This is a genomic window from Staphylospora marina, from assembly GCF_003856495.1.
GTDB classification, from domain to species: Bacteria; Bacillota; Bacilli; order Thermoactinomycetales; family Thermoactinomycetaceae; genus Staphylospora; species Staphylospora marina.
This window is the reverse complement of the sequence record NZ_CP034118.1, coordinates 1,388,721-1,401,288: the sequence shown is the minus strand read 5'-3', so window position 1 is coordinate 1,401,288 and position 12,568 is coordinate 1,388,721. Positions and strand designations below refer to the sequence as shown.

12 protein-coding genes are annotated in these 12,568 nt (G+C 55.3%); 7 read left to right on the top strand and 5 right to left on the bottom strand.

The features are described 5' to 3' along the window. Window positions 1-30 precede the first annotated feature (30 nt). The gene (locus EG886_RS07030; RefSeq protein ID WP_124727469.1) at window positions 31-1,200 is read right to left on the bottom strand and encodes a CapA family protein; all 1,170 of its coding nucleotides are present in this window, start codon (window positions 1,198-1,200) and stop codon (window positions 31-33) included. Window positions 1,201-1,432: 232 nt separating this feature from the next. Between EG886_RS07030 and asnS the strand changes: the two genes are divergently transcribed. From asnS to EG886_RS07015, 3 genes are all read left to right on the top strand, one after another. Continuing rightward, the gene (asnS, locus tag EG886_RS07025) at window positions 1,433-2,725 is read left to right on the top strand and encodes an asparagine--tRNA ligase (protein ID WP_124727468.1); all 1,293 of its coding nucleotides are present in this window, start codon (window positions 1,433-1,435) and stop codon (window positions 2,723-2,725) included. A gap of 117 nt (window positions 2,726-2,842) precedes the next feature. Next, window positions 2,843-3,571, top strand: a complete 729-nt coding sequence (locus EG886_RS07020) for a DnaD domain protein (protein WP_124727467.1) — start codon at window positions 2,843-2,845, stop codon at window positions 3,569-3,571. Window positions 3,572-3,714: 143 nt separating this feature from the next. Then, on the top strand, window positions 3,715-5,913 hold the full coding sequence (locus EG886_RS07015; RefSeq protein WP_124727466.1) for a YheC/YheD family protein: 2,199 nt from the start codon (window positions 3,715-3,717) through the stop codon (window positions 5,911-5,913). A gap of 33 nt (window positions 5,914-5,946) precedes the next feature. On the opposite strand, the gene EG886_RS07010 is transcribed toward EG886_RS07015, so the two are convergent. Further along, window positions 5,947-6,639 (bottom strand): DUF421 domain-containing protein, encoded by a 693-nt coding sequence (locus EG886_RS07010; protein WP_124727465.1) that lies wholly within the window; start codon window positions 6,637-6,639, stop codon window positions 5,947-5,949. A gap of 292 nt (window positions 6,640-6,931) precedes the next feature. On the opposite strand from EG886_RS07010, the gene EG886_RS07005 reads away from it, so the two are divergent. Continuing rightward, complete coding sequence (locus EG886_RS07005; protein WP_124727464.1) at window positions 6,932-8,095, top strand: iron-containing alcohol dehydrogenase; 1,164 nt, start codon at window positions 6,932-6,934, stop codon at window positions 8,093-8,095. A 117-nt stretch (window positions 8,096-8,212) separates the two neighbouring features. On the opposite strand, the gene EG886_RS07000 is transcribed toward EG886_RS07005, so the two are convergent. Together EG886_RS07000 and EG886_RS13725 are read right to left on the bottom strand one after the other, a co-directional pair. Then, window positions 8,213-8,440, bottom strand: a complete 228-nt coding sequence (locus EG886_RS07000) for a hypothetical protein (RefSeq protein WP_124727463.1) — start codon at window positions 8,438-8,440, stop codon at window positions 8,213-8,215. A gap of 104 nt (window positions 8,441-8,544) precedes the next feature. Further along, the gene (locus EG886_RS13725) at window positions 8,545-8,895 is read right to left on the bottom strand and encodes a hypothetical protein (RefSeq protein ID WP_164491713.1); all 351 of its coding nucleotides are present in this window, start codon (window positions 8,893-8,895) and stop codon (window positions 8,545-8,547) included. Window positions 8,896-9,012: 117 nt separating this feature from the next. On the opposite strand from EG886_RS13725, the gene EG886_RS13720 reads away from it, so the two are divergent. Beyond that, complete coding sequence (locus tag EG886_RS13720) at window positions 9,013-9,516, top strand: GNAT family N-acetyltransferase (protein WP_164491712.1); 504 nt, start codon at window positions 9,013-9,015, stop codon at window positions 9,514-9,516. Between the two features lie 72 nt (window positions 9,517-9,588). Here the strand turns inward: EG886_RS13720 and EG886_RS06990 are convergent, their stop codons facing one another. After that, on the bottom strand, window positions 9,589-10,968 hold the full coding sequence (locus tag EG886_RS06990; protein WP_124727461.1) for a UDP-N-acetylmuramoyl-tripeptide--D-alanyl-D-alanine ligase: 1,380 nt from the start codon (window positions 10,966-10,968) through the stop codon (window positions 9,589-9,591). Between the two features lie 287 nt (window positions 10,969-11,255). On the opposite strand from EG886_RS06990, the gene EG886_RS06985 reads away from it, so the two are divergent. Together EG886_RS06985 and EG886_RS06980 are read left to right on the top strand one after the other, a co-directional pair. Then, the gene (locus tag EG886_RS06985) at window positions 11,256-12,143 is read left to right on the top strand and encodes a cytochrome c oxidase assembly protein (protein WP_124727460.1); all 888 of its coding nucleotides are present in this window, start codon (window positions 11,256-11,258) and stop codon (window positions 12,141-12,143) included. Further along, a complete protein-coding gene (locus EG886_RS06980) occupies window positions 12,140-12,472 on the top strand; it encodes a c-type cytochrome (RefSeq protein WP_124727459.1) in 333 nt (110 codons plus the stop codon). The genes EG886_RS06985 and EG886_RS06980 overlap by 4 nt, the downstream gene beginning before the upstream one ends. The last annotated feature ends 96 nt before the right edge of the window (window positions 12,473-12,568 follow it).

Sequence of the window (12,568 nt, the reverse complement as noted above, 5' to 3'; positions counted from 1 at the left end):
ATTGTTCCACGCTGACAATGAGCGTGTCGGTCATTCGTCGGTTTCGGAAAGCTTGAACACGGGCAGATCCTCTTCCTTCCGGATCAGTGTTTCGGTATGTGTCCAGGCGGTTGTCCAGCGCTGGCGGGTGAGGCCCGGATAATCCGGGAGATTCGCGGGGGTTTTGGATTCCATGGGAATCACCGCATACCCCCATTTTCCCCCGCGGTCGTAGCGATGAACGAAGGTGGGGAGCCAAGAAATTTTTTTGAGCCGGGTGGATCCGTCCGCCAAATTTTTTTCGATGTCCAGATACACGATGATGCCCTCGTCCGTATACCGGTCTGTTTGATTGGAAATGAAATTCCCCATGGAATAGATGACCCATTTTTCTTTTCCGTCGACATTTTTCCGCCGGATCGGTTGCAGGACGTGCGGATGACTGCCCAAAATGACGTCCGCACCCGCTTCAAGAATTTGCGTGGCGGTTTTTATCTGGTATTCGTCCGGTTCCCGTCTGTATTCCGTTCCGAAGTGGAGGGAGACCAGGACAAAATCGGCTCCTGCTTTGCGCGCCTCACTGATGTCGCGGGCCACCTGCTCCGGGGAGATCCGGTTCACCAGCCAAGGCTTGTCCTTGGGGACGGGAAGTCCGTTGGTGTGTTGGGTGTAGGCCAAAAAGGCCAGCGTGATGTCTTCCGTTTTGATGAGCACCGGGCCGCGATCATCGGGGGTCGGCGCGCTTCCCGCCGGATGGAGTCCTTTGTCCTTCACGGTTTGCCACGTCCGGATCACCCCGGCTTCCCCGGTGTCCATCGAATGGTTGTTGGCGGTGCTGAGTACGTCAAATCCGCTGTCTTTCAGGGCATCCACCAGTTGATCCGGAGAATTGAACCGGGGATATCCGCTCCAGGGAAGACGGTTTCCGGCGAGGGTGGTCTCCAGATTGCCGAAGGTCACGTCGGCGGACTCCAGATACGGTTTCACCTCACGGAAAAAGGAGCGGAAGTCAAATCCGTTTCCGGTGGCGCCGGCCTTGATTTGCGGCGAGTGCATCATGATGTCCCCGACGGCGGCGATCCGGATCGTCCTCGTGCCGGACGGCTCGCGGTGGGATGCACCGGGAGGCAGCGGCGCATGGGATTTCGAAGGCGGATAAGAGATGAAAACAGCCAAGGTCAGGACCGGAAACAAGACGAGGAAAAGGAGAAATTTTCTCAAAAAATCACCTGCTTCGCAAAACGGATGTCATGAATGGGTCGTTCTTTTCATTTCAATGAAAGCTTGACGCAAAATGGATGAAAGATTTTCTGCCCGACGGTTTCAATGGTTTTTTGGAATACAAGTCCATTATACTCACTGGAGGCATCGCCGGAAACCGCTTTCGTTGACGCCCGGAAAACGGGACATGTATAATGATATTCAGTCATTTTTGCGGATGGAGGTTACATAGGTGCTCACCACGATCAGTGAAATCCCCGCCCATGTCGGTCAGGAAGTGAAATTGGGCGGATGGTTGTACAACAAGCGTTCCAGCGGAAAAATCCAGTTTTTGCAGCTGAGGGACGGAACCGGTTTTATCCAGGGGGTGTTGGTAAAAAGCCAGGTGACTCCCGAAGTGTGGGAAACGGCCAAACAGCTCACCCAGGAAAGCTCCCTGTATGTGCGGGGAACCGTTCGGGCCGATGAACGGGCACCGGGCGGGTACGAGCTGGATGTCACCCATGTGGAAGCGATCCAGATCGCCGAAGAGTATCCCATTTCGAAAAAGGAACACGGTGTGGACTTCCTGATGGATCACCGGCACCTGTGGATCCGTTCCCCGCGCCAGCGTGCCATTTTGACCATTCGTGCGGAAATCATCCGTTCCATCCAAGAATACCTGAACGGGAACGGATTCACGCTGGTGGATCCGCCGATTCTCACTCCTTCGTCCTGCGAGGGTACCACCAATCTGTTTCACACGAAGTATTTCGATGAAGACGCCTATCTGACCCAAAGCGGTCAATTGTACATGGAAGCGGCAGCCATGGCCCTGCGCAAGGTGTATTCGTTCGGGCCGACGTTCCGGGCCGAAAAATCCAAAACCCGCCGCCATCTGATCGAATTCTGGATGATCGAGCCGGAAATGGCGTTTTGCGACCATGAAGACAGCCTGATCATCCAGGAGCAACTGGTATCCCACGTGGTGCAGAGCGTGCTGAAAAACTGCCGGCGCGAACTGGAGGTGCTCGGACGGGACATCTCCAAATTGGAAAACGTCAAACCGCCGTTCCCGCGCATGACGTATGACGAAGCCGTGAAGCTGTTGCACGAAGCCGGTTTTGAGGACTTTGAATGGGGAGAAGACTTCGGGGCACCGCACGAGACCAAAATTGCCGAGAGCTTCGATCGCCCCGTGTTCATCACCCACTATCCGACCAAGGTGAAGGCGTTTTACATGAAGCCGGATCCCGATCGGCCCGAGGTGGTTCTCTGTGCCGATCTGATCGCTCCGGAAGGGTACGGCGAAATCATCGGCGGCAGCCAGCGGATCGATGACCCGGTTCTGATGGAGCAACGGTACAACGAACACCATCTCCCGATGGAAGCGTATCAATGGTATCTGGAACTCCGCAAGTACGGGACGGTTCCGCATTCCGGATTCGGGCTCGGTCTGGAGCGGACGGTATCCTGGATCTGCGGCCTGGACCATGTGCGGGAAGCGATTCCGTTTGCCCGTACGCTGTATCGCCTGTATCCGTGATCATGTTGATCAAGCATGTTTCCCGGTCTTTTCCAGACCGGGCATTTTTTCGTTTTTTCAAGTCTGTTTCTTTGAGGTCAAGCCTGCTATAGTAAGGAACGAAAGAGGTGAAAGGGCTTGGACCGGAAAGAATCGCTTCAGGCGTCGCTGGTGCGCCTTCTGGAACAGGGGTCCGTTTCCATTCCGCTGCTCTTGTTCACGGAGTACAAACGGGTGGGCTTGACCGAGGCACAAACGATGCTTCTGCTCCATATCTGGGTGTTTCAGGAGAAGGAGCAAAAGTCGTTTCCCACCGTGGCGGAGTTGAACCGGCGCATGTCCATTTCCCAGGATGAGATGGTCAACCTGTTGGAACAGTTGGTTCGCGGAGGTTTTCTGAGCATCGAGGAAGAAGTGGACGAACGCGGGGTCCTCAGCGAGCGGTATTCACTGTCTCCGCTCTTCATGCAACTGGTGGCCTCCCATCTGGACCGCGACGAACCCGAGGAAGACGAGAAGGATGAACGTTTGTATCGCCGGCTGTTCACCCTGTTCGAACAGGAATTTGCCAGAGCCTTGTCACCGTTGGAATGCCAGATGCTCGCCAGATGGATCGATGAAGACAAATATCCGGAAGAATTGATCGAGGCGGCTTTGCGGGAGGCCGTTTTTTGCGGCAAGCTGAATTTCCGGTACATCGACAGGATTTTGTTCGAGTGGGAGAAGAACGGGATTCGGACAACGGAAGAGGCGGCAGAGCATTCCCGCAGATTCCGTCAAAAGGGGATCTTGTACCAAGGGCAGGTCAGGGAACGGGAACAGGCCGCCGGAAGTTTTTCCTTTTACAATTGGGTGAAACCGAAGTGACCGCCCCTTCGGGCGATCCCGGGACGGATCGGTCGGAGCGCTGTTGCGCCGGCTGATCCGTCCATTTTTTTTTTCGGTGGATTCCTGCCTGTTTCGGCCCGGAAACGCGCGCATATTCTGGGGTGAAAGGGAGGGGGTTCTCTGTGGCGGATACAGTGGGGGTTTTGATCAGCCGCCGTGTTTTCAGTGACAGCCTGCGGGGATTGACTCCCTATGAATCGTTGGAATTGTATGACAAACATGCTCGCAGGGAAGGGATGATCCCGGTTTTTTTCACTCTGGACCGGATCCTGTTTTCAAGGAGACTGGTCAGGGCCTATGAGCGTGGGGAGGATGGCGGATACAGGGAGCGGTGGGTGCCCGTTCCGCGGGTGATTCACAACCGGGTGAAACCCCCGGCGGAATCCCCGGAATTCCGGATGTTGAAACGTTTGCCCGGCATTCGTTTGTTCAATCGGGACAACCGGTTTGACAAATGGAACGTCCATTGCAAGTTGAAAAGAACCCCGGAATTGTGTCAGCATCTCCCGCGGACGCACCCGTTGACGTGGAAGCGGTTTTGCGACATGTTCGAAGAATTCGGGGATGTGATCATCAAGCCCCGGGACAAAAGCTTGGGCATGGACCTGGTACGGATTGACCGGACCGAAGGAGGGGTTCGCGTTCGCAAAGCTTCCGGGATGGTCAAGGAGATGTCCGGCGAACAGCTGAGGCGGTTTGTCCGTGCCCGTGAATCAGGGGGGGCGTTTCTCGTCCAGCAGGCCATTCCGTTGATGGAAAAGAAAAACAGGCCTTTTGATCTTCGGGTGTCCGTTCAACGGGGAGGAGACGGAAGATTTCGCGTGTCCGGCATCGTGGCCAAAGTGGGGCTCCCCGGGGCGGCGGCCACCAATGTGGCGGTGGGAGGGGAAGCGGAACCGGTCTCCGTCGTGCTTCGGGAAGCCGGTGTTTCCGGAGAAGAACGTCTGTTGCGGGAAATTTCGCGCGTTGCTCTGCACGCGGCCGATTGCCTGGCCGGTGAAGACCTTGGTATTGCGGATTTGGGGATGGATCTGGGAATTGACAAAGAGGGACGGATCTGGATCATCGAGGTCAACGGGAGAGATCTGCGCGTCACGTTCCACTGTTCCGGAGACATGGAAGCGTGGGAACGCACGTTTGCCACGCCGATGATGTTTGCACGGCATCTGCTGGATTCCGTTCCTCCTGCAAAGGACGCCGCTCCGTCCGTCGCCATTCTGACGCCCGGAAATTTGCCCGTGTACGGCTCCGGCAGCGGATCGGTGGAAATTTCGGCCCGATCCGTGTTCCGAAGCATGCAGGAGAGAACCGTGACATGGCTGCTGGGAACCGGTACGGGGAATCACCCCTCGGCCGTGGAAATCCGGGCTTCGGGTCGGAAAGAATATTTGAAACGGGCCATTCAAGCCTTGCGGCGGTTGGCGCCGGATGTCATTCAGATCGAAAACCGCCCCCTTTGGATCCGCAACGTGTCCGCCGCACTTCCCGCCGCCGGGAAAGTTCTGTTCATGCATTCGGAAACGTATCTCAACCCTCCGTATGCCGCGGATGATATCGAAAGGCATTTGGCCGGGTATGATCTCATCATTGCCAACAGCCGCTTTTTGGCCGATCGGCTGCATGCACGGTATCCCTGTCTCGGGAACAAGGTTCGGGTGGTGAGGTTGGGCGTGAACCTCAAACAGTTCAGACCTCCCTCCTTCCCGGAGGAGCGGGAACGGATTCGCCGATCGTTCGGCTTTGATCCTCAGGCGTTCATCATTCTGTTTGTCGGTCGGCTCATTCCCGGCAAAGGCGTGCATCATTTGGTGGAGGCTTTCTCACGAATGGCGGATGAGCGTCCGGATGCGGTGCTCCTGATTGTCGGAGGAAGCCATTACGGGTACAATCTGGGCACTCCCTATGTCAAACAATTGAAGCGGATGGCCAAGCCGCTTCGAAATTGCGTTTTTTTCAAACCGTTCACCAGGCATTCCCGGCTTCCTTCCATCTATCGAATGGCAGATGTCCTGGTGACTCCGTCGGTGTGCGATGAGGCATTCGGTCTGGTCAATCTGGAAGGAATGGCAAGCGGCTTGCCGGTTTTGTCCACTTGCGTCGGAGGAATTCCCGAAGTCGTGGAAGACGGTGTGACGGGGCGGTTGTTGCCGACGGATCGCCTGAGCGAACGGATTGCCGAAACGTTGTCGGATTGGATGAATCAACCCGGTTGGTTGAGGGAAATGGGGGAAGCGGGCAGGAGAAGGGCGGAAAAACGGTTCACGTGGGAACGAACCGCCAAAAAACTGGCTTTGATGTATCGGGTGCTGACCGCCCGGTGATTGCGATCCGAATGAGGTGAGGGAACCGGGCGGTCACGAAGAGGGGGAGTCGTACAAGTCAATGTGCAGGTTTCCTTGGGAATCCACCTGCGCCAGGAAAACATCCTCCAATTTTTTGTCGGCTTTGGCCAGCTCTTTGTTCAGCCAGTTTCGATCCAGCCCCAGTTTTGCCAAGGGGCGTTCCAGCACGGTTCCTTCCATGATCACGATTCTCGGGAAATGTTCCCGTCCAGCCCGGTGGATCCCGAGCGCTTGCAGGGTGAGGGGGCGTCGGTCCGGTTTCAATTGAACGTTGATGGCACCGTCCGGTTCCATCACGGCAAATTCCACGTCATCCAGGTTGAACACGTTTTTGTTGCGAAGATGGGACATCAGTTCCGAAACGGTGATCCGTTCCTGGCGAAGATTCTTTTCCAAAACTTTTCCCTGAGAGATCAACATGACGCTTCGACCGTCGATCCATTCGCGGATGGTGTTGCTGCTCAGTTGCAAATATTCAATGCCCAAAGCCACCAAAAACCAGACAAAGAGAGAGACGAGGCCCAAATACCACGGAATTTGCGTCTCCAAGGGGATGTAGGCCGCCAGGCTTCCGATGGTGATCCCGGTGACATATTCAAACGGGGACAACTGTGAAACCTGTCGTTTTCCGAGAAGCCGGGTCATGATGAGCAGAGCGACGACTGCGGCCAGTGTTTTCAAGACGACAGAGATCCAGTCGGGCATGTCGCTTCCCTCCGTGATTTGCAGGCTGTGGAAATGATTTTCATCAACGGCGGGATTTTCCGCCTCTGCGAACGGGCGAACGGGGAGAGGCTGCGCCCCGTTCGGCAATCATAAATCGATTCGGGGAGAAAAAAGTAAAGTCATTCACACGGTTAGTATGCGGGAAAGATCAAAGAGGTATGCTCCGCGGGTGGACAAGCATCGGGGCTTTCTGCCAAAGACGCGATCAGGTATGATGAAAGGGAAAACCGGTTTTTTGAAAAAACACCGGGAGACAATCGGGGGGAAGCTTGTGGAATCGTTTGTGTTTCACAATCCGGTGAAATTGATCTTCGGTCGGGATACGCTTCCTGCACTCAAACAGGAAGTGCCGAAGTACGGCAAAAAAGTGTTGTTGGTGTATGGCGGGGGGAGCATCAAACGAAACGGGATCCATGAACGGACCGTGTCCCTTCTTCGGGAAGTCGGGGCGGAAGTGACCGAACTTGCGAGTGTGGAGCCCAACCCCCGGCTGGAAACGGTCCGGAAGGGAATCGCCTTGTGTCGGAGCGAAAACATCGAATTCATTCTGGCGGTCGGAGGAGGCAGCGTGATCGACGCGGCCAAGGCCATTGCCGCCGGGAGCGTGCAGGAAGCGGATGTGTGGGACATCATCACCCGGAAAGCGGAAGTCAAAGGAGCCCTTCCCTTGGGGGTGGTGTTGACACTGGCCGCCACCGGTTCCGAGATGAACTCCGGGTCGGTGATCACCAACTGGGAAACGAAAGAAAAGCTGGCCTGGGGATCGCCCCATGTCTATCCCAAATTTTCCATCCTCGATCCGGCGCACACCTCTTCGGTTCCGCGGGATCATACGGTGTACGGCATCGTCGACATCATGTCCCATGTTCTGGAACACTATTTCAGCAAAGCGCCCAATGTCCCGTACAATGAGCGGATGTGCGAAGGCTTGTTGACCACCGTGATCGAAACGGCGCCGAAACTGCTGGAGGATCTTGAAAACTATGAATACCGGGAAACCATCATGTTTTGCGGAACCATGGCGTTAAGCGGCGTTTTGAACCAGGGGATGCCCGGCGATTGGGGGACGCACCGGATCGAGCATGCCGTGTCGGCCGTTTACGACATCCCGCACGGCGGAGGTCTGGCGATTTTGTTTCCCAACTGGATTCGCTACGTGATGGATGAGGCCGAGCCGAAAATGGCGCAATTGGCGGTTCGGGTGTTCGGAGTGGACCCCGAAGGGAAAACCCGTCGTCAAACGGCGGAAGAAGGGGTCGACAGACTGCGTGAGTTCTGGTCTTCACTGGGGGCACCTTCCCGGCTGGCCGATTACGGAATCGACGACAGCCGGTTGGAACTGATGGCGGAGAAAAGCGCGCCCGGCGGAACCGTCGGTCGGTTTCGTCGGCTGAACAAGGAAGACGTGCTGAACATCCTGAAAATGAGCCTCTGAACAAAAAAACGGCCCGATGGCCGCCGAACGTGTTGACGAACTGTCCGGGGAGCCGTTGCGGTTCCCGTTTCGGGTTTCATGAGACGGAAGTTCATCAAGCTCACGGCGGCCGGTCCGTCAGGATCCATGGGTCGTACCGGATTTTCGAAGTGCCGATTTTTTTCTGTGTTTGGATTTGAGTGTCCGGAGCCAATGTTGTCGGTTGGTGTCTGACCAGCTTTTGTGTTGGAAATAACTCACCGGGTCAAGCTGATCCAGACTGGGCTCCGGGTTCTCCTGGACTTCCTGCTTCACTTGTTCTCCGTATGCAATCACGCTTTTGAGCCAGTCGGGAACCCGTGCCATGACAACTCTCCTTTTTCTTAGTAAAGAATCCACTTTCGATTATATCGTTTTTATTGCTATGCCGAAAAGACCGATCAATTGAAAGAATCAAAATTCTCCCGTACTCAGATCAACACTCCCTCCGCCGTTTTGGGCAATGCATCATGTTCATCCAACGTCAGCAGGAAACCGGACAGTTCTTCCCAAAGCATTTTTTCCTGATATCTCCCGGAGCGGTCGCAACACCAGACGCAGTGATACAGCCATGCATGGATGTTGATCTCTTCTTTTTTGTCATGGCCGGCCACTTCTTCAAATCCCTGAAAAAGAACGGGCTTCAGATCTTCGTAAATGTCGCGCATCCGCCCGCAATCGCCCCGGGCTTCGGCCACCTGAGCTTGTGTGCGAAGTCTTTTCCATTCCGTGAGCACCCGCTTCAATGCCAAGCTCATTTCGTATTGACGGATTTCGTTCATGTCGCACGCCCTCCCTTTGAACCCCTGTTTTCCATTTTCCCGGAAATCGGGGTGATTCCTACGGGGGAGGAGAAGATTGTGCAAGTCAGGAAAACATACGGAAACGGAGGGGGAAACGTGAATGTACGTCCTCTTTCACCCGACGATTTGAACGATTATCGCAGGATTCGTCTGCGGGCTCTCCGGGACCATCCCGAGAACTTCGGCTCGACCTATGAACAGGAGAGCCGCATGACGACGGAACAATGGGAGCGTCGGCTCAGCCCGTCGGAGGACCGGATTTCATTGGGGTTGTATGACGGCGAGCGCCTGATGGGGACGGCGGTACTCGTCCGGGAACAAAGGGAAAGGATGAGGCACAAGGCCAATCTCTACGCCATGTATGTGGCTCCCGAAGCGAGGGGGAAGGGAGCGGGACGCCTGCTGCTGGAGGAGTTGTTGAAACGGGCCCGGGAGATGGACGGTTTGGAACAAATTCATCTGTCCGTGGTCTCCGGCAACGAGCCAGCGAGAAATCTGTATCGGCAATTCGGATTCATCACGTACGGGGTGGAGCCCCGGGCGGAAAAGATCGGGGACCGCGCGTTGGATGTGGAGTGGATGGTTTGTTTTCTTACATGATAAACAAGTTTGCATCGCAAACAATCATGGGAAGAATTCCGCCTTCCATGAACGGAGGGCGGATAAAATCACTCAGCGAAGCCGGTCCACCACTTTTTCCAGATGCATGCTTCTTGATGCTTTGAAGTAGATCAACGATCCCGGCGGCGTTTTGCGGATGAGATGTGCCACCAGCTGATCATGGGTGTCATACGAGTACACCCTTTGTCTGTCCATTCCCGCTTTGATGGCGGCGTGTGCGATCAGCCGCCCGCCTCTTCCGATGGTCACCAGTTGGCTCAAACCGATTCCGGCGGCGAAACGACCGATGGACGAGTGTCCTTCGTAGGTAAGGTCCCCCAGTTCTTTCATGTCTCCCAAGACGGCGATCTTCGTTCTGTCGGGAAAGATGTGCCGAAGCACTTCCAGCCCGGCTTTCATCGATGTGGGATTGGCATTCCAGGCATCATTGATGAGGATTCGTCCGGACCGCCCTTTCAGAAATTGCAATCGCATTCCGGGTGGTTTGAAGGAAGCCAGCCCATCCCGGATTTCCTTGACGGAAGCTCCGAAAGCGCGGGCGATCCCCATGGCGGCCAGGGCGTTGTACACATTGTGAATGCCGAAGATCGGGATGAAGCATGAAATGCGTTGACCGAACAGGTTGGCATCAAATGACATGCCCCGGGTGTTGTAGCGGATGTTCGTGGCGCGGACGTCCGCATTGTTTTTGATGCCGAACGTGTAAACCCTGCCGCTGAACCTCTTCACGGAGAGTTTGCGGCTGCGGGCGTCATCCGCATTCAAAAAGAGCGTTCCTCCCCGCCGGATGCCGTCCACCAGTTCCTGTTTGGCCAGAACCACTTTGTCCAGTCCCCCGAGGCTCCCCGCATGTGCTTCGCCCACGTTGGTGACGGCGCCGATTTCCGGTTTCACGACGGCGCACTGTCTGCGGATGTTGTTCAACGACTTCATCCCCATTTCCAGCAGGAGCAGCTTGTGATCCGGAGTGAGGCGGGTCAGGTAAGTCGGAAGAAAAACCCACGTGTTGAGATTCCCTTCCGTTCTGACCATGGGCCAGCGGTATCTGAGGATGGACGCCGTCATGGCCGTGGTGGTGGACTTTCCGGAGCTTCCCGAGATGCCGATGACCCGGACGGGACACTGTTTGAAGTTCCACAATGCCAATTTCCAAAAAGAGGAAAAGGCATCTTTGACCCGAATGATGCCGGTATCCGGAGGGATGCCCGCGGACGATTGATCATGCGGCAATACCACGGCGACCGGTTTGACGGCCCGGATGGCCGACAGTTGTTTGGACCAGCTGATTTCCCGGGTGTAAAAGTAGACCTGGTGATGTCGAAGGGATCGCGGCCTTCCGAAATTCACGGAGGAGACGAGGGCTTGGGGCAGATGGGATGAACTGGTTCCACCGATGATCGACATCAGCTTTTTCAGTGGAATGGTTTTCATTCGGTTGCCTCCCTCACGTCAGACGGAAACGGGCAATCCGCCTGCTTGCGGCTCACCGTATCTTATTCCGCAAGCTCGGGGAAGGGCCCGGGCAAATGCCCAAAGTTTGGAAATGGCGTTTGTCCCTTTTCGGGGAAAAGGGTGGACACCGTTCACCGTTGACGGAGAAAGGGCCGGCCGGTCGTTTTGTCGGAAGAAATTCACACCTCATTCACTTATTTGCGGGGGTGAACGGGAAAGCTGTGGTATGATGATGTACAAGAGCGTGTTGGATTGGAGGGTTCTCCATGACTTCTGCCGATTTCTTCAAGCTGTTTACCCATGCGACCAACTGGGACGTCGGTCTCAATCTCGTATACATGGCCGTGGCCGTGCTTTATTTGCTGGTCGTCGGTCCGTTCAGGGAACGACTGGGCGGAACGGAGCCGGTGAGCGGATTCCGCAAGTCATTGTTTTTGAGCGGTTTGATCATCTGGTATTTCTCCGAGGGAAGTGCGTTGGATCTCTTGGCCCATGAGTTGTTCAGCATGCACATGATGCAGATGTCGCTGAATTACTTTGTGGTGCCTCCGCTGATCATTCTGGGGATCCCGCGTTTCCTGTGGAGGTTTGCGCTCGGAAATGCCGCGGTGAAATCCGTGTTCTCCTTCTTCACGCGACCGGTGATCTCGCTGTTTTTCTTTAACGGAATGATCTGGTTTTATCATGTGCCCGTGGTGTTTGACGCGCTCATGGCCAACCACCTGTATCACAACATTGCCCATTCCATGCTGATGGTTGCGGCATTTTGCACCTGGTGGCCGATCATCGCTCCCCTCCCGGAGATGAACCAATTGAAGACGCTCCTCCGGGTGGCGCTGATTTTCGCCAACGGTTTTTTGATCACTCCCGCCTGTGCGATCATCACGTTCACGGACACCGTCCTGTTTGAAAGTTATTCCCAAATGTCCACGGTGGCTCCGGTTCTGTCACCGCTTCACGACCAGCAATTCGGCGGAGTGATCATGAAAATCATGCAAGAGGCGGTTTACATCGTGGCCATCATGGCCATTCTCGCACAATGGTTCAAGGAATCCAAAGCCCGTGACGAAGAGGAGTTGGAAATGATCCGTTCGGAACGGTCGCACAACGGAAACACGTTGAGCACGGTAACGGGGGAGGGAAGCCAGGCATGAAACCGGTCAAGCTGGCTTTGATGTTGATGACGACCCTTTCGCTGGCGGCATGTTCGCCCGGTCCGGAGAAAAAAACAAGCGATTCCGAAACGGCACAGACGGCAGCCCCTGAACAGGTGTATCTTCAGCACTGCGCCAATTGTCACGGCGGCAGCTTGGAAGGGGCGTATGCTCCGCCCCTTAAAGAAGTCGGAAACAAGTACGATCGAGATGAGATTTTGAACATCATTCGGAAGGGTAAAGGAAAAATGCCCTCCCAGGATTACGTTCCCAAAGAGGATCAGGAAAAACTGGCCGATTGGCTGGTGGAAACAACCCGGAAGCAATGAGGATTCCAAAAAGCCGATGCATCCGAACCACGGAAGCATCGGCTTTTTGTGTTTTCCGGTTTTGGCGTGAAAATTGGGCCGGACGGGCGAATATCA

What these genes read in the sequence shown, in the direction of transcription:
- EG886_RS07010 (WP_124727465.1), bottom strand. Translation starts at nt 6,639, where the DNA reads ATGCCCGACTGGATCTCTGTCGTCTTGAAAACACTGGCCGCAGTCGTC.
- EG886_RS07000 (WP_124727463.1), bottom strand. Translation starts at nt 8,440, where the DNA reads ATGGCACGGGTTCCCGACTGGCTCAAAAGCGTGATTGCATACGGAGAA.
- EG886_RS13725 (WP_164491713.1), bottom strand. Translation starts at nt 8,895, where the DNA reads ATGAACGAAATCCGTCAATACGAAATGAGCTTGGCATTGAAGCGGGTG.
- EG886_RS06990 (WP_124727461.1), bottom strand. Translation starts at nt 10,968, where the DNA reads ATGAAAACCATTCCACTGAAAAAGCTGATGTCGATCATCGGTGGAACC.
- EG886_RS06985 (WP_124727460.1), top strand. Translation starts at nt 11,256, where the DNA reads ATGACTTCTGCCGATTTCTTCAAGCTGTTTACCCATGCGACCAACTGG.
- EG886_RS06980 (WP_124727459.1), top strand. Translation starts at nt 12,140, where the DNA reads ATGAAACCGGTCAAGCTGGCTTTGATGTTGATGACGACCCTTTCGCTG.